Annotated in this window: 17 protein-coding genes; 11 read left to right on the plus strand and 6 right to left on the minus strand. The window is 33.9% G+C overall.

All coding sequences use genetic code 11. The features are described 5' to 3' along the window. Positions 1-3 precede the first annotated feature (3 nt). The 9 genes from DYE60_RS06415 to DYE60_RS06455 all read left to right on the plus strand — a co-directional run bounded on the left by DYE60_RS06415 (position 4) and on the right by DYE60_RS06455 (position 9,696). Positions 4-2,037, plus strand: coding sequence for a glycosyltransferase family 2 protein (locus tag DYE60_RS06415; RefSeq protein WP_115315802.1), 2,034 nt, complete (start codon positions 4-6; stop codon positions 2,035-2,037). Continuing rightward, a complete protein-coding gene (glf, locus tag DYE60_RS06420; RefSeq protein WP_115315803.1) occupies positions 2,034-3,128 on the plus strand; it encodes a UDP-galactopyranose mutase in 1,095 nt (364 codons plus the stop codon). Before DYE60_RS06415 ends, glf begins: the two co-directional genes overlap by 4 nt. 1 nt (position 3,129) lies before the next feature. Beyond that, positions 3,130-3,747, plus strand: a complete 618-nt coding sequence (locus DYE60_RS06425) for an acyltransferase (protein ID WP_115315804.1) — start codon at positions 3,130-3,132, stop codon at positions 3,745-3,747. Between the two features lie 27 nt (positions 3,748-3,774). After that, the gene (locus DYE60_RS06430) at positions 3,775-4,947 is read left to right on the plus strand and encodes a nucleotide sugar dehydrogenase (protein ID WP_115315805.1); all 1,173 of its coding nucleotides are present in this window, start codon (positions 3,775-3,777) and stop codon (positions 4,945-4,947) included. Beyond that, entirely contained in the window at positions 4,948-5,844 is an 897-nt protein-coding gene (gene galU / locus DYE60_RS06435; protein ID WP_115315806.1) for a UTP--glucose-1-phosphate uridylyltransferase GalU, read from the plus strand. Between the two features lie 131 nt (positions 5,845-5,975). Then, a complete protein-coding gene (locus tag DYE60_RS06440) occupies positions 5,976-7,121 on the plus strand; it encodes a polysaccharide biosynthesis/export family protein (RefSeq protein ID WP_115315807.1) in 1,146 nt (381 codons plus the stop codon). A 15-nt stretch (positions 7,122-7,136) separates the two neighbouring features. Beyond that, positions 7,137-8,252: a capsule biosynthesis protein gene (locus DYE60_RS06445; RefSeq protein WP_115315808.1), complete on the plus strand. Its 1,116-nt coding sequence runs from the start codon at positions 7,137-7,139 to the stop codon at positions 8,250-8,252. Further along, a complete protein-coding gene (locus DYE60_RS06450; protein WP_115315809.1) occupies positions 8,252-9,046 on the plus strand; it encodes an ABC transporter permease in 795 nt (264 codons plus the stop codon). The genes DYE60_RS06445 and DYE60_RS06450 overlap by 1 nt, the downstream gene beginning before the upstream one ends. Continuing rightward, positions 9,046-9,696 (plus strand): ABC transporter ATP-binding protein, encoded by a 651-nt coding sequence (locus DYE60_RS06455; RefSeq protein WP_115315810.1) that lies wholly within the window; start codon positions 9,046-9,048, stop codon positions 9,694-9,696. The genes DYE60_RS06450 and DYE60_RS06455 overlap by 1 nt, the downstream gene beginning before the upstream one ends. Positions 9,697-9,795: 99 nt before the next feature. On the opposite strand, the gene DYE60_RS06460 is transcribed toward DYE60_RS06455, so the two are convergent. Then, positions 9,796-10,602 carry a hypothetical protein gene (locus DYE60_RS06460; RefSeq protein WP_115315811.1) on the minus strand — a complete coding sequence of 269 codons (807 nt, stop codon included), beginning with the start codon at positions 10,600-10,602 and terminating at the stop codon, positions 9,796-9,798. Between the two features lie 78 nt (positions 10,603-10,680). Between DYE60_RS06460 and gloA the strand changes: the two genes are divergently transcribed. Together gloA and lpcA are read left to right on the plus strand one after the other, a co-directional pair. Continuing rightward, a complete protein-coding gene (gloA, locus tag DYE60_RS06465) occupies positions 10,681-11,091 on the plus strand; it encodes a lactoylglutathione lyase (RefSeq protein WP_115315812.1) in 411 nt (136 codons plus the stop codon). A gap of 9 nt (positions 11,092-11,100) precedes the next feature. Next, entirely contained in the window at positions 11,101-11,685 is a 585-nt protein-coding gene (lpcA, locus tag DYE60_RS06470; RefSeq protein WP_115315813.1) for a D-sedoheptulose 7-phosphate isomerase, read from the plus strand. A 58-nt stretch (positions 11,686-11,743) separates the two neighbouring features. On the opposite strand, the gene pnuC is transcribed toward lpcA, so the two are convergent. The 5 genes from pnuC to ispG all read right to left on the minus strand — a co-directional run bounded on the left by pnuC (position 11,744) and on the right by ispG (position 16,614). Next, positions 11,744-12,436, minus strand: coding sequence for a nicotinamide riboside transporter PnuC (gene pnuC / locus DYE60_RS06475; protein WP_115315814.1), 693 nt, complete (start codon positions 12,434-12,436; stop codon positions 11,744-11,746). Positions 12,437-12,469: 33 nt separating this feature from the next. Continuing rightward, positions 12,470-13,093, minus strand: a complete 624-nt coding sequence (locus tag DYE60_RS06480) for a YfgM family protein (protein WP_172460411.1) — start codon at positions 13,091-13,093, stop codon at positions 12,470-12,472. A 9-nt stretch (positions 13,094-13,102) separates the two neighbouring features. Beyond that, positions 13,103-14,377: a histidine--tRNA ligase gene (gene hisS, locus DYE60_RS06485; protein ID WP_115315816.1), complete on the minus strand. Its 1,275-nt coding sequence runs from the start codon at positions 14,375-14,377 to the stop codon at positions 13,103-13,105. A 107-nt stretch (positions 14,378-14,484) separates the two neighbouring features. Continuing rightward, positions 14,485-15,480 (minus strand): 2-hydroxyacid dehydrogenase, encoded by a 996-nt coding sequence (locus DYE60_RS06490; RefSeq protein ID WP_115315817.1) that lies wholly within the window; start codon positions 15,478-15,480, stop codon positions 14,485-14,487. 18 nt (positions 15,481-15,498) lie between these two features. Next, entirely contained in the window at positions 15,499-16,614 is a 1,116-nt protein-coding gene (gene ispG / locus DYE60_RS06495) for a flavodoxin-dependent (E)-4-hydroxy-3-methylbut-2-enyl-diphosphate synthase (RefSeq protein ID WP_172460377.1), read from the minus strand. Positions 16,615-16,617 lie beyond the last annotated feature (3 nt).

Here is a 16,617-nt window from a genome sequence, read left to right on the forward strand (position 1 = left end):
TAAATGAGTTTAAAACAAGGTAATCTTTATTTTGAACAAGGAAATTATCAAAAAGCAATAGATGAGTATCGTAAGGTTTCTAGTGATAGCTTACTTTATAAAAGTGCGCAATTTAATATTAAATTATGCGAGCAAAATATTGGTTCTCCTATTCAGCAAAGAAATCAAGTTATAACAGGGAATAGTAATCAGCCGTTAGTTTCGGTTATTATGCCTGTTTTTAATGTGGCAAATTATTTAGATACTGCAATTTTATCAGTTTTAAATCAAAGTTATAAAAATATTGAATTAATAATTGTTAATGATGCTTCAACAGACCATAGTTTAAATATCATTAAAATGTATGAAAAACAAGATAGCAGGGTTAAGGTAATCGATCTTGAATTTAATACATTAGGCGGTGCAGGGATACCAAGTAATGTTGGTGTTGATGCTGCACAAGGAAAATATATTGCTTATGCTGATAGTGATGATATTTTAGATCAGCATGCTATTGAAAAAATGGTTGATTTAGCAGAAAGAACTAATACTGAAATTGTTATTGCTGACTTTATAACATTTGATGATAAAAGTAGAGAAAAAAAGATTTCTTATGATAAAGGAAATTGGAATGATATTCCGTTGAATAAAGTATTTCATCCGAAAGATACACCATCTGTTTTTAGAATATCGCCGGTTCCTTGGCGTAAATTATATTTACGCTCTTTTATAAATAAAAATAATATTCGCTTTCCAGAAGGTGACTATTTTTATGAAGATAACCCTTTGCATTGGTTTGTTTTAACAAAAGCAAGTAAAGTAATTATGCTTGATTATGTTGTTGCACAACACCGAATGGAAAGAGAAGGTCAAACGATGGGGGCAATGAATTTTAAATTATCTGCATTATTTAGTCATTTGAATACAATAAAAAACTTTTTATTTAAAGACAGTTTTGTTCCTGAAAATTTCAAAAAAGAATTAATTGATTTTTCATATAGATCTAACTGGGTCATTGATAGACAAGAACAAGATAAGATCAAAAAAGTGATCCAAAAACGTTATGCACAAGTTTCAATGGATATTGAAAAAGAGGCTAACTTATCTAAAAACACAGTAGAAAAAATTCGTTCGAATTTTTATAAACGTTGTACAGAGTACAATAAACACTACCCTGATTTAGATTTATCAATTGTTATACCAGTATATAATTGTGTTGATTTGTTGCCTAAATTAGTTGATGAACTATTAAAAATAAATTTAAAAACAGAGATTTTCTTGGTTGATGATGGTTCAACAGATGGCTCAACAGAACTTTGTGATTCTTACGCCAAAAATAATGAGCGAGTATATTCATTCTTTCAAAATAATAAAGGTGCAGGAGTTGCAAGAAACTTAGTTATTCCATTATTAACAGGAAAATACTCATATTTTGTTGATGCTGATGATATTGTTGATATTAAAGCATTGGAAGAGGCAATTAAGTTTGCAGATAAAAACAAAAATGACTTATTAATGTTTACATATAAAATTAATTTCTTTGAAAAAAATACGACAAGAGGTATGTGGAACGCAGATCAAGATCTTTGGAATAAATTATTAAAATCTTCTTCAAATCAAGAAAAGAAAATTTTATCGAGTCAAATGGTAAATTATCCTTGGATACGAATTATCAAAACCTCATTATTACATAATGAAAATATCTTCTTTGGTAAAACAGTAGTTCATAATGATGTTCCTTATCATTGGCATACTATTATTGCTGCTAAAAATATTGGTGTTTTTGATAAAGCTATTTGTACACATCGTAAGTTTGATGTTCGCCAACAAATTACAAATATTTCTGATGAGCGTAGATTAATGGTATTAGAGGCTTATAGATATACACATAACTTATTGAAAAAATATGATGATTATCCAGTACTCTTCAATTATTGGCAAAAATTTACTAGAGATCTTCTCACTTGGGCAAGAGATCGAGTTCCAAAAGAGAAGTTAGAGTTTTATAAAAAGAGACATAAACAAATAGTTGATGGGTTAAAAGAGGTAAAAATATGAAAAATATCGCAATGGCAGGAGCTGGATTATCTTGTGCTGTAATAGCAAGAAAATTAGCTGAAAAAGGGCATAAAATTACAATTTTTGAAAGCCGAAATCATATTGGTGGTAATTGTCATACAGAAAGAGATGATAAAACAGGAGTTATGATTCATGTGTATGGACCTCATATTTTTCATACAGATAATAAAGAGGTATGGGATTTTGTGAATCAATATATGGAATTTAAACCTTATGTTAATAGAGTAAAAAGTACGACTAAGGGGCAAGTTTTCTCATTACCTGTAAATTTGCATACTATTAACCAGTTTTTTAATAAAACGCTTTCACCTAATGAAGCAAGAGCGTTTATTGAACAACAGGCTGATATGAGTATTACAGATCCTCAAAGTTTTGAGGAGCAAGCAATGCGTTTTGTTGGTAAAGATTTATATGAGGCATTTTTTAAAGGATATACTCAAAAGCAGTGGGGTATAGATCCTAAGAATTTACCTGCAAGTATTCTAAAAAGATTACCTGTGCGTTTTAATTATGATGATAATTATTTTGCACACCCTTATCAAGGTATGCCAAAAGATGGTTATACTAAAATGATTGAAAATATATTAGATCATCAAAATATTGAAATTCGTTTAAATACACCATTTGTTAGAGAACAAGCGGTCGAATTTGATCACGTTTTTTACTCTGGTACTATTGACGGTTATTTCAATTATGAATATGGTCGATTACCTTATAGAACATTAGATTTTAAGAAAAAATATGCAAAAGGTGATTTTCAAGGCTGTGCTGTAATGAATTATGGCGATGTTAGCGTGCCTTATACAAGAATATCAGAACATAAATATTTTTCTACTTGGGAAAGCTTTGAAGACACTGTATATTTTGAAGAATATAGTCGTTCATGCGAACAGGAAGATACGCCATATTATCCAATTAATCTAGTTGGTGGAAATGAACTTATTGAAAAATATCGATACAAGGCAGCTCAAGAAAAAAATGTTACTTTTGTCGGTCGATTAGGAACATATCGTTATTTAGATATGGATGTTACTATTGCAGAAGCGTTGAAAGTTGTTGGGGAGTTTTAATATGAATCAGATATTCATAAAGAATATTGATGGTACTCTTATTCCAGTATCTACTATCGAAGGGTTAACAATTCATTTTTTTGGAGATAATAATAAAGTTATCGTTTCAGAAAAAACAATTTTTCATAATACTCAATTTAAAATGAGAGAGTTCTCCAATATAGAGATATTAGAAACTCATAAAAGAGGTATTAGAAATCTTGTTGTTGATATGGCAGGAGGTAAGGGATCGTCTTTATTTATAGATGAAGGATTTTCAATAGAGTCAGGAAGATTTGCAATGGCTAATGAGGATAATTGTTCTATAACGATAGGAAAAAACTGTATGTTTAGCTCTAATATTACTATAAGAGCTACCGATGGTCATGTTATTTATAATTTAGGCTCTCCAAAAATTTGTGTTAATACAACTAAACCTATAATAATTGGTGATAATAATTGGTTTGGTAGTGGAGTGACGATTTTAAAAGGTACGGAAATTCTTAACGGTTGTGTTGTTGCTACACAAGCAGTAGTTGCAAAGAAATTTAAAGAAGACAATGTAGTGATCGGAGGAAATCCTGCTAGAGTTCTCAAGCAGAATATTGGATGGAACCGTAGCTATATAAATAATTGGTAATTTTATCTATAAAATAAGAAGGTTATTATGAAAAAAATCACAGTCGTTGGTGCTGGATATGTTGGATTATCAAATGCAGTATTACTTTCTCAACACAATAAAGTAACACTTTTAGATATTGTTGAATCACGAGTTGAAGCTATCAATAATCGAAAATCACCTATTTCTGATAATGAAATTGAGCAATTTTTAGCAGAGAAAGAGTTGTATCTTGATGCTACAATGGATAAAGAAATAGCTTATAAAGGAGCAGAATTTATTTTAGTAGCAACACCAACAAATTATGATACAGAAACAAATTTTTTTGATACTTCAAGCGTTGAAAGTGTAATTGAAGATGCTTTAAGATTAAATCCAAATGCAACAATTATCATTAAATCAACTATTCCTGTTGGTTTTACCGAGAGTGTTAAGCAAAAATTTAATACGGATAATATTATTTTCTCACCGGAGTTTTTAAGAGAAAGTAAAGCCTTATACGATAATCTTCACCCTAGCAGAATTATTATTGGGGAAGACTCTACAAGAGCAAAAGTATTTGCTGATTTATTGGTTCAAGGTGCAATCAAAGAAAATATTGCGACACTATTTGTGGATAATACCGAAGCTGAAGCAATTAAGTTATTTGCAAATACTTATCTTGCAATGCGAGTAGCCTATTTTAATGAGTTGGATACTTATGCTCAAATCAAAGGTTTAAATACCAAACATATTATAGAAGGTGTTGGTTTAGATCCTCGTGTTGGCGAACATTATAATAATCCAAGTTTTGGTTATGGTGGTTATTGTTTACCAAAAGATACCAAACAGTTACTTGCAAACTACAAAGATGTGCCACAAAGTATGATTAAGGCAATTGTTGAATCTAATGAAATTAGAAAACAATTTATCGCCGATGATATTTTGAGTAAGAATCCTAAAACTGTCGGAATTTATCGTTTAATTATGAAATCAAATTCTGATAATTTTAGATCATCAGCAATTCAAACTATTATTGATCATTTAAAACATGCTGGCGTAGATATTGTAATTTATGAACCAGTGTTACAAGATAGTCATTTTAATGGGATTAATGTTTCAAAATCATTAGATAAGTTCAAAAATAAGTCTGATATTATTATCGCAAACAGAATTTCAGACAACTTATCCGATGTAATAGATAAGGTTTATACTAGAGATATTTTTAATGGAGATAACTAAATGAAAGTAATAATTCCAGTTGCTGGACTAGGTACAAGAATGTTACCAGCAACTAAAGCAATTCCTAAGGAAATGTTGACGATTGCAGATAAGCCACTTATTCATTATATAGTGAAAGAATGTGTGGACGCTGGTTTTAAAGAAATTGTCTTAGTTACTCATAGTAGTAAAAATTCAATTGAAAATTATTTTGATACTACGTTTGAATTGGAAACAATGCTTGAAAGACGGCAGAAAAAAGTACTCCTTGAAGAAGTTCGTAATATTATTCCTGAAGATGTTCGTTTGATTCATATAAGACAAGGGCAAGCAAAAGGTCTTGGTCATGCTGTTTTGTGTGCAAGAAGTATTATTGGCGATGATGATTTTGCTGTGGTATTACCTGATGTATTATTACCTGATTTTTCAAGTAATCATAAAACAGAAAATCTTTCTGCAATGGTTCAACGTTTTAATAAAACTGGATATAGTCAAATCATGGTATCTCCTGTTCCAAGGGAAAAAGTGAAGGATTATGGTATTGCTGATTGTCTAGGGGTTGATATTCAAGAAGGTGAAAGTACAAAAATTGTAAAAATGGTTGAAAAACCTGAGATTGAGGATGCTCCATCTAATTTAGCTGTAGTTGGTCGATACGTATTTAGTAAAAATTTATGGCCTTTGTTGGAGCAAACAAAAGAAGGGACTGGTGGTGAAATCCAATTAACTGATGCTATCGATTCTTTAATTGCAAACAGAGAACAAAATATAGAAGCTTTTCGAATAAAAGGTGATACGTTTGATTGTGGCGATAAGATTGGCTATGCACAAGCTTTTATAAAATATAGTCTTCATAATCCGAAAATGAAAGATAGTTTGAAGCAATATTTGAAAGAAATTGTTAAAGAACTTAATTAAACTATTCTAAATAAGGGATCGATATATGTTGGTCTCTAAATTCGATATTATTAAAGTAAATCTATGAATATTTAGAATACTTTGATATTTGTGGTATTATTAACCATTATATTTTTAACTTAAAAGATAAAATGAAAATAAAAACAATTTTAGCACTAAGTTCCATAATGCTTGTTTCTGGCTGTTCACTCTTACCGACAACAGGTCCGAGTAAAGATGCAATAATTACACAACTACCACAACGCGTAAATATCGTTAATGTTGATCTTCCTCTTGCTCAACAAATGTCTTCATCGACTGTAAGTCAGCAATTGTCAACACTTACAAATAAAGGCAGTTTTAATGGTGAAGTTAATGAAGGGGATATCCTATCCGTTTACATTTGGGAAGCACCGCCTGCAGTGCTATTCGGTGTAACTTCTCCTGAAATCGGGCAAGGAAACTCTAAATTGGTGAAATTACCCGAGCAAATGGTCAATAAAAGAGGACGTATAACCGTACCTTTTGTTGGCAGTGTTTTTGTAAAAGGAAAAACTCCTGAGCAAATTCAAAATCAATTAGTCAACTCATTGAGAAATAAGGCGAATCAACCTCAGGTAATCGTTCGTGTGACTCAGAATAATTCTGCAAATGTTTCTATTATCCGTGAAGGTGGCAGTATTCGAATGCCTCTTACAACTTATGGTGAACGTATTTTAGATGCTGTAGCAGCAGTTGGAGGAACGCCGAATAATATACAAGAAGTAACTGTCCAATTAACAAGAAAAAATGCGGTTAAAACAATTCCTCTTGAAAGCTTGATTAAAGAGCCAGCACAGAATATCCCACTTCGTTCTGGTGATGTATTAGCATTATTAGACAAACCATCAAGTTTCACTGGATTGGGAGCATTAGGAACAAATCGCCAAGTTAAATTTCCAACTAAAGGCTTAAATTTAGCGGAAGCTATCGGAAAAATGGGGGGCTTAATCGATACTCGTTCAGATCCTCGTGGTATTTTTGTATTCCGATATATGCCATTAAATACATTACCTGATGCAAAACAGCAACAATGGTACAAACAAGGCTATTCAACAGATACAGAAATTCCAACTGTGTATAATATAGACTTATCAAAACCACAGTCATTTTTTATCTTACAAAAATTTCCAATTCAAGATAAAGATATCGTTTATGTATCGAATGCACCTCTTGCAGAATTCAACAAATTCTTAAGAATGGTATTCTCTACAAGCATATCAACTGCTCGCTCTGTAAAATCAGTAACGGCTAATTAAAGGTATAAGATAAAAATGAAAAAATTAAAAAAGTTAAAGAAATTTTTAAGAAAATTTTCTGTATTATTTTATAGCATTGTTGTTGCACCGACTTTCTTAGCGGTCATTTATTTTGGAATATTTGCATCTGATGTTTATATTTCTCAATCAAGCTTTGTTGTTCGTTCATCCACAACAAATAATTCATTAAGTGGATTTGGAGCTTTGCTTCAAGGCGTTGGATTTTCTCGCTCACAAGATGACTCTTACACATTAAGAGAATATCTCTATTCTCGTGATGCCTTATCTCAACTTCAAGTAACATTACCTGTAAAAGCATTTTATGAAGATAAAGGTGATTTTTTAAGTAAGTTTAATACCTTTGGACTTGATAATTCGAAAGAATCATTTTATCAATATTTCCGTAAACATATTAACGTTAATCTTGATAGAACGTCAGGCATTGCAACATTAAGTATTCACGCATTTTCACCAGAAGATGGTGTAAACATAAATAATGAACTCTTAAGGCTAGGTGAAAACTTAATCAACAAATTAAACACTCGAGCAAGAAATGATGCTTTATTTTTCGCTAAAAAAAATGTAAAAGATGCAGAAGAACGAGTAAAAGAAGTTGGAAAAACGCTAACGAACTATCGTATTAAAAATAATATTTTTGATCTGTCAGCTCAATCAGGTGAGCAATTTTCTTTAGTAAGTAACCTTCAAGTTAAACTGATTGATATCCAGAATCAATTGGCTCAACTTATTGCGATTTCACCTTATAATCCTCAGGTTTCATCTTTGAAATTAAGGGAAAAAAATATCAAAAATGAAATCACCAAACAACTTTCTGAGCTTTATAATGAAAATGGTTCTTTTGTTACCCAATCTTCTGAATATCAACGTTTAATCCTTGATAATAAATTAGCCGATCAGATGTTAGCAAGTGCGATCACGTCATTACAGCATACACAAAATGAGATTGATAGACAGCAATTATATTTAGAAGTAATCAATCCGCCTAGTAAGCCAGACATTGCACTAGAACCACATCGCCTATATAACATTATCTCAACGTTCTTCATCTGTTTAATGTTATTCGGCATCTTAAAACTGATTGTTGCAAGCATAAGAGAGCATAAAAACTAATGCAATACGGTGATTCTACAACTTTTTGGCAATCATTAAGAATACAAGGGCGAGTGATTTATGCACTATTGATGCGTGAAATCATCACTCGCTATGGCCGTAAAAATATTGGGTTTTTATGGCTTTTTGTTGAGCCTTTATTACTAACCGCGATCATTACAATTATGTGGGGAGTAATGAAAGCCAATCGTATCTCTGATTTGAATATTATTGCTTTTACTGTGACAGGATACCCCTTAGCGATGATGTGGCGAAATACGTCAAATAAAGCAATTGGTTCAATATCTGCCAATATTGCATTGCTATATCATCGAAATGTACGTGTTTTAGACACTATTTTCACACGAATGCTACTAGAAGTTTTAGGGGCAAGTATTGCTCAAATAGTCATTATGGCAATTTTAATTATATTTAATTTAATTGATATGCCAGCGGATATTTTTTATATGCTTGTAGCCTGGATAATGATGTCTTTTTTTGCGATGGGACTTGGCTTGATTATTTGTTCTATTGCTCAATATATTGAGCCTTTTGGTAAGATATGGGGTACGCTTGCTTTTGTAATGATTCCATTATCTGGTGCTTTTTTCTTTGTCGATTCACTACCAACTGACATTCAAGAATATGCTAAATGGATTCCGATGATTTCAGGCACAGAGATGTTTAGAAAAGGCTATTTTGGAGATTCCGTCATCACGCACGAGAATATTCTCTTTTTATTCTCTTGTGATCTAGTGATGATTTTTATAGGACTTGTTATGGTCAGAAAATTTAGTGAAGGAATTGAACCTTAATGATTGAACTTCTCAATGTAAATAAAACGTATTCTACTCGCAGTGGAAAAAAGCAAGTTTTAACAGATATTAACCTAACCTTAAATAAAGGTGAAAAAATCGGTATTCTAGGAAAAAATGGTGCAGGAAAATCAACGCTTATTCGTTTAATTAGTGGCGTGGAAGCCCCTACTTCTGGCACGATAAATAGAAAAATGAGCATCTCTTGGCCGCTAGCATTTAGTGGTGCATTTCAGGGCAGCTTGACGGGTATGGATAATTTACGATTTATTTGTCGTATTTACAATGCAGATGTTGATTATGTCACAGAATTTACAAAAGAGTTTTCCGAACTAGGGGATTACCTGAATGAGCCTGTAAAAAGTTATTCATCAGGAATGAAAGCCCGCCTTGCATTTGCACTTTCACTCTCCGTAGAATTTGATTGTTATTTAATTGATGAAGTGATCGCGGTTGGGGACTCTCGTTTTTCTGCAAAATGTAAATATGAACTTTTTGAAAAAAGAAAGGATCGTTCAATTATTCTTGTTTCTCATAGCCCCTCTTCGATAAGAGCATACTGCAATAATGCAATGGTGCTTGATAAAGGTCATTTACACCATTTCAATTCTATTGATGAGGCTTATCAATATTACAATGAGAAATCATAATTTTCTCAATTTATAACAACAAATGCCCTAGCCTCTTGAGACTAGGGCATTTTCTTGTTTAAAAATAGTATTTTTAGAACTAAATTCAATTATAAAAAATTAACAATTGATAAATGGGTATAGCATTGCACAGAAAGTAGCAATTGTCCAAGCAGTCATATTTTTGATATTTTTTCCTAATAACAACCAACCAAGCATTGCTAATATGCAAAATTGCACAAGAAAATAACCGCTTACTAAAACATAATTGATAAATTGTGCTGGCAAAAGATAAAGCACAAAAGCTGTCCAAATATAATTTAATACTGCAAAAATCAGAGCCAGTTTAACCAATAGCTTTAAAAATGATTCTAAACGGCTTTTTGCAAGTACTAAATACCAACCTGAAAGCAGTATACCCAATAAAATTTGAGCAAAATTATTGCCTCTTAGCCAGTTAAAAATGGATGGCAATTCAAACCAATAAATTGCAAAATATTGAATAAATCCGACCGCTATAATACCAAACGCACAATAAATCATTGTTTGATACAAACTTTTATCTTTTGGTAATCGCCAATATATAATTGATAAAAAGACAGAAGCTAAATTTGTAATAATCGCGGGTGAATGTTTAGGGGTAAAAATAACTGCATATAAGAAATTGCCTACCGCAAAAATAATCAATAGCGTTAAAACAAAAGTAAAACGACTTCTCTGCCCTCGACAAATTTTGCCTTTCCAAAGGACAATAAAGCTAATTAAACCCAATGTAAAAAAAGAGAGTAAATAGGGTGAAATAAAAAGGCTATTTGCTGGTGCAGAATAAAAATTTAATGCCATTTCAATAAAAAGCATTAAAATTAAAGGAAGTGAGCCGTGAATGGCAATTTCGTGTTTAGGTTTTGAATCGTGATCGTGCATAATAAATAAATTTTACTAGGATTTTAAAAGGCTATTATGCCATAATGTCACAGTTTTGTGATAATCAAATGAGGTGTTTTAATGCGAATTTTACATACAATGTTCCGTGTCACGGATCTAGAACGTTCTCTGAAATTCTACACAGAAGTATTAGGTATGCGTCTATTACGCACAAGCGAAAATCAAGAATATAAATACACCCTTGCTTTTGTTGGTTACGACGATGAAGATAAAGGTGCAGTGATTGAATTAACCTATAACTGGGGTGTCAATGAATATGAACTTGGCACAGCGTACGGTCATATCGCATTAGGTGTCGATGATGTTTATGCAACCTGTGAAGCAATAAAAAAAGCGGGCGGAAAAATTACTCGAGAAGCTGGACCTGTATTAGGCGGTAATACGGTGATCGCTTTTGCTGAAGATCCTGATGGTTACAAAATTGAATTTATTGAAAACAAAAGTGCTCAAAAAGGGTTGGGTAATAGTTAAGGAGAAATGATGTATCAACAACAAATTTTAAGTGAATTGCAAGAAGCAGCTGATGTCTTAAATAAATTTATGACAGATGAAAAAAACATTCAGTTAATTCAAGAAGCCGCATTATTGATTTCAGATAGCTTTAAACAAGGCGGTAAAGTACTTTCTTGCGGGAACGGTGGCTCACACTGTGATGCTATGCACTTCGCCGAAGAATTGACAGGACGCTATCGTGAAAATCGTCCAAGTTACCCTGCAATCGCAATTTCTGATGTTAGTCATTTAAGTTGTGTCAGTAACGACTTTGGTTATGAATATGTATTCTCTCGCTATGTTGAAGGCGTAGGGCAAAAAGGCGATGTATTATTCGGTCTTTCAACTTCTGGAAATTCACAGAATATCATCAATGCAATGCAAGCGGCAAAAGCCAAAGGAATGAAAACCATTGCAATGACAGGTAAAGACGGTGGAAAAATGGCAGGAATTGCGGATGTTGAAATTCGTGTACCTCATTTCCGTTATGCCGATCGCACCCAAGAAATTCATATCAAAGTGATTCATATTTTAATGATGCTGATTGAATTTGAAATGGCAAAACAAAGCTAACAATACAATAAAAAAGGGAACATTATGTTCCCTTTTTCTTTCTATAATCTATTATAAATTACGCTTTTTGTAATTTTGTCCAGTTGTAATAACCATATAATGAGTTAAGCAAATACGCTCCATACATCAAATACATCGCTGGTGTTTCGCCCCAAAGAATCATACTTAGAATATTGATAACGATCCATAGAGCCCATTGCTCACGGTAACGTAAAATCATCAATAATTGTGCTGCAACAACTAATACTGTTGTAACACCATCTAACCCAGCTGAACTACCACCAAAATGATTTAATGCACTAATAAAGCATAACGATCCCACAGCAACGCTAGCGATTAAAATTCCCCAGCCTTTTAAGTCTAAAGATTTTGCAACAACCGTCGCATTACCGTCTTGACTTTGCATATTCTCTTTCCAAAGAAAATAACCAATGAACTGAGCAGGGATATAAACATAGAGGGTGGTATTCATTTCACCCAAATAATTATTACCAAGAGAAACATAAAAATAACTATATGCAAAAATCAAACCAAAGAAGTAGTTACTGATTTTTCCTTTACCAGCAAATACAACACAAATGATCCCTGAAATCCCTGCAATCATTCCCAACAAAGTATCTGGTTGAAGGATAAAAGCAATAATCTGAGCGACTAAAAATAGCCCTAACCAAACCACCTCAAAAGGCTTCCAGCCAGAAAAAAGCTCGTGTTGGATCTTCTCAAATAAATTATCCGTTTGTGTCGTATTCATAACTCCCCCTTTGAATGAAAAATGAATGACGTTTTATAAATTATTTAAACGCATATCAATTAAAGATTGTACGCTTGCTGGTGCATTTTGTTTCGCTTGCTCATAAGCACTTTTCGCTGCGGCTTTATCCCCTTTTGATACTAAAATATCGCCAGTTAAAAGCTGTTTACGCAGATCCCACGCTTTGCCTTCCACCTGTGATAATAGGTTTAATGCGTCATCTAGTTGATTTAATTGATAATCAACCATTGCTAAACGTAAACGGATCACATTTTGTAAGGTTGCATCTTGTGTACTCGTTAATGCATTTTGCAACGTTGCTTGTGCTTTTTCAAACTGAGCAGATTCAACTTGTTGTTTTGCAATTTCTAATGCGGAGAAAACAGCATAGCTTGTATCTTGGTTTTCAGTAATAAATCTTTCTACAAGCGGTTGATTTTTTTCAGGATTTTGCAAATAACTTGTCATTACCGCTTGGTAATTTGTTGATGTTTGCTGTGTTGCTTGTAGTTTATGATTTTTCCAAAAATTCCAACCAAAAACACTTAATGAAATTACACAAATCACCACTAGAATTGGCGTGCCATTTTCTTGGAACCATTTTTTAACATTGTTAAATTCTTGTTCTTCGGTTTGATTCAAATATTCACTCATAATTTTTCCTTATTAAAAACGTTTTTTTAATTCGTTAATTAGTTCAGCTTGTGAGATTGTCATCTGTTCTGCTTCACCAAACAGATCCTTCACAACAACTGTATTTTCTGCCACTTCAGTTTCGCCAAGTACTAAGGCAATTTTTGCCCCTAATTTATCAGCACGTTTAAATTGTTTTTTAAATGCACCGCCACTGCAATGTAACATTGTGCGTAATTCAGGCAACTCAGCACGCAATTTTTCTGCGAGTTTAAAAGCAGATGCGGTAACATTCTCGCCATTGTAAACCACATAAAGATCCACTGTACGAGGCAACACCACTTCACTATTTACTTCTTGAACTAAAAGCACTAAACGCTCTAAGCCCATTGCAAAGCCCACACCCGCAGTTGCGTGTCCACCAAGTTGTGCTACTAAACCGTCATAACGTCCACCCGCACAAACTGTACCTTGTGAACCCAACGCTGTGGTTACCCACTCAAATACGGTTTTGTTATAGTAATCTAAGCCACGCACTAATTTTTGGTTGATTACATAGTCGATCCCGAGTTGATCTAAGATCTGACAAACGCCTGCAAAGTGCGTTTTCTCTTCTTCATTTAAGAAATCATGTAATTTTGGTGCGTCATTTAATACCGCTTGAATATCCGCATTTTTGGTATCTAAAATACGAATTGGATTCGTGGTTAAACGGCGTTTACAATCTTCGTCTAAAATCGCTAAATGTTGATTTAAAAATTCAACCAACGCCTCGCGGTATTTAGTACGCGTTTCTAAGCCACCGATTGAATTTAACTCTAAGGTAACGTGCTGACGAATACCTAATTTTTCCCATAAACGAGCCGTTAATAAAATCAATTCGGCATCAGCCTCTGGGTTATTGATCCCAAATACTTCCACACCACATTGGTGGAATTGACGATAACGTCCTTTTTGTGGACGCTCATAACGGAACATTGGTCCCATATACCACATACGTTGTTCGTTGTTATAAATCCAACCGTTTTGAATCGCTGCACGCACACAACCAGCAGTTCCTTCTGGGCGTAATGTTAAGCTTTCATCATCACGATCTTTAAAGGTAAACATCTCTTTTTCAACGATATCCGTCGCTTCACCAACACCACGTTTGAATAACGCTGTTGGCTCTAACACTGGGCTACGCATTTCACTATAACCATAGCTTGCCAGAGCATCTCTAATTTGCTTTTCTACCCATTGCCATAATGGGGTTTCTGTTGGGGCACAATCGTTCATTCCACGAATTGCTTGAATACTTTTTGCCACGTTTTTTATCCTTATTATTCTTCTTTTATAAAATTATTATAAGCGGTTAAATTTTTTCAAAAATTTGCAAATTCTTAAAAAAATCTGACCGCTTGTTTCTTGATTATTTAATTTGGTAATACGATATTCGGACACGCTTGACCTTTCAAGAGCGTCGCAATATTCGTTAAAGTCACATCAGAGATATTAACCAATGCTTCTTCGGTTAAAAATGCTTGATGTCCTGTTAATAACACATTATGACAAGATGATATTCTACGGAACAAGTCATCTTGGATGATATCATTAGATTTATCCTCAAAAAAGAGTGCTTGTTCATTCTCATAGACATCTAAACCTAATGCACCTATCTTCTGTTGTTTTAATGCCGTTAAGGCTTCTTGTGTATCGATCAACGTACCTCGACTGGTATTTATAATCATTACACCTCTACGCATTTTCGCAAAGCTTTCTGCATTCAGCATATGATAACTTTCAGGTGTTGCTGGACAGTGCAATGTAATAATATGAGATTTTTGATACAACTCATCGAGCTCAACATATTTTGCCCCCAGTGCTTCTACTTCTGGATTTTTAAAAGGATCATAAGCAAGAATATTCATTCCAAATCCTTTTAAAATACGAATGACAGCTAAACCAATTTTTCCTGTTCCAATGACACCTGCAGTACGTCCGTGCATATTAAAACCCGTTAATCCCTCTAACGAGAAATTCGCATCACGAGTACGTTGATAAGCACGATGAATTTTACGATTCAATGCCATCATTAGCCCAACCGTATGCTCTGCTACTGCCTCTGGTGAATATGCTGGTACTCGAACTACCTTGATACCTAACTCTTGGGCTGCTTGAACATCCACATTATTAAAACCCGCACAACGCAACGCAACCACTTTCACTTTGTATTCTGCCAATTTTTCTAAGACTTTTCGGCTGCCATCATCATTCACAAAAATACAAACCGCATCACAGCCTTCCGCCATCTTGACGGTCTGTTCATTCAACATAAAATCAAAGAATTTTAACTCAAAGCCATATTTGCTATTGATTAACTCTAAGTATTTACGATCGTAATTTTTTGTTCCAAATATTGCAACTTTCATGGCATTTCCTTAATTTTACTATAACTGTTCAACCGCAATGCGTTTATTGGTGTCTTGCTGACTCACTTTGGCACGAATTTTTGCTTCTAGCTGATCAATCAGCTGAGCATTATCAAAACGCTCTTTTTGACGCACGCCATCAAGGTAATAACCGCTCATTTTATTTGAACCTGTTACGCCTAAATCTGAAATCAAGGCTTCACCTGGTCCATTTACTACGCACCCGATAATTGAAACATCCATTGGTGTGATAATATCCTCTAAACGCTGTTCCAGTTCATTTACCGTTGCGATCACATCAATTTCTTGACGAGAGCAAGTTGGGCAAGCAATAAAGTTGATCCCTCGAGAACGAATACGGAGCGATTTTAAAATATCAAAACCCACTTTGATCTCTTCTACGGGATCCGCTGCCAATGAAATTCGCAATGTATCGCCAATCCCTTCAGACAATAATAATCCCAAACCAATCGCTGATTTAACCGATCCTGCTCTTGCACCACCCGCTTCAGTAATGCCTAAGTGTAGAGGCTGTTTGATCTGTTTTGCTAATAAACGATAAGATTCGACCGCTAAAAACACATCAGAGGCTTTTACGCTGACTTTAAATTGATCAAAGTTAAGACGATCTAAAATATCTACGTGTCTTAATGCACTTTCTAGCAACGCTTCTGGAGTAGGTTCACCATATTTTTCTTGCAAATCACGCTCTAATGAACCTGCGTTTACACCGATACGAATTGGAATATTTTTATCTCTCGCACAATCGACCACTGCTCGAATACGATCTTCTTTACCGATATTACCTGGATTGATACGTAAACAGTCCACACCATATTCTGCGACTTTTAACGCAATACGATAATCAAAATGAATATCAGCAACCAATGGTACGTTAACTTGTTGTTTAATCACTTTAAAGGCTTCGGCTGCATCCATTGTCGGCACAGACACTCGCACAATATCCGCCCCTACTCGTTCAAGGGCTTTAATTTGAGCCACCGTTGCTTCAACATCGGTGGTTCTTGTATTTGTCATTGATTGCACGCTTATTGGTGCGTCGCCCCCCACAGGCACATCGCCAACATAAATTTTTAGCGATTCACGACGTTTAATCGAAGGTTTTTGTAACATTAT

The organism is Phocoenobacter uteri (assembly GCF_900454895.1).
Lineage (GTDB): Bacteria > Pseudomonadota > Gammaproteobacteria > Enterobacterales > Pasteurellaceae > Phocoenobacter > Phocoenobacter uteri.

Bases quoted from the DNA above. Each gene is read 5' to 3' on its own strand.
- ispG (WP_172460377.1), bottom strand. From the start codon at position 16,614: ATGTTACAAAAACCTTCGATTAAACGTCGTGAATCGCTAAAAATTTAT.
- DYE60_RS06430 (WP_115315805.1), top strand. From the start codon at position 3,775: ATGAAAAAAATCACAGTCGTTGGTGCTGGATATGTTGGATTATCAAAT.
- lpcA (WP_115315813.1), top strand. From the start codon at position 11,101: ATGTATCAACAACAAATTTTAAGTGAATTGCAAGAAGCAGCTGATGTC.
- DYE60_RS06425 (WP_115315804.1), top strand. From the start codon at position 3,130: ATGAATCAGATATTCATAAAGAATATTGATGGTACTCTTATTCCAGTA.
- DYE60_RS06440 (WP_115315807.1), top strand. From the start codon at position 5,976: ATGAAAATAAAAACAATTTTAGCACTAAGTTCCATAATGCTTGTTTCT.
- galU (WP_115315806.1), top strand. From the start codon at position 4,948: ATGAAAGTAATAATTCCAGTTGCTGGACTAGGTACAAGAATGTTACCA.
- DYE60_RS06445 (WP_115315808.1), top strand. From the start codon at position 7,137: ATGAAAAAATTAAAAAAGTTAAAGAAATTTTTAAGAAAATTTTCTGTA.
- DYE60_RS06490 (WP_115315817.1), bottom strand. From the start codon at position 15,480: ATGAAAGTTGCAATATTTGGAACAAAAAATTACGATCGTAAATACTTA.
- DYE60_RS06450 (WP_115315809.1), top strand. From the start codon at position 8,252: ATGCAATACGGTGATTCTACAACTTTTTGGCAATCATTAAGAATACAA.
- glf (WP_115315803.1), top strand. From the start codon at position 2,034: ATGAAAAATATCGCAATGGCAGGAGCTGGATTATCTTGTGCTGTAATA.
- DYE60_RS06415 (WP_115315802.1), top strand. From the start codon at position 4: ATGAGTTTAAAACAAGGTAATCTTTATTTTGAACAAGGAAATTATCAA.
- DYE60_RS06455 (WP_115315810.1), top strand. From the start codon at position 9,046: ATGATTGAACTTCTCAATGTAAATAAAACGTATTCTACTCGCAGTGGA.
- pnuC (WP_115315814.1), bottom strand. From the start codon at position 12,436: ATGAATACGACACAAACGGATAATTTATTTGAGAAGATCCAACACGAG.
- gloA (WP_115315812.1), top strand. From the start codon at position 10,681: ATGCGAATTTTACATACAATGTTCCGTGTCACGGATCTAGAACGTTCT.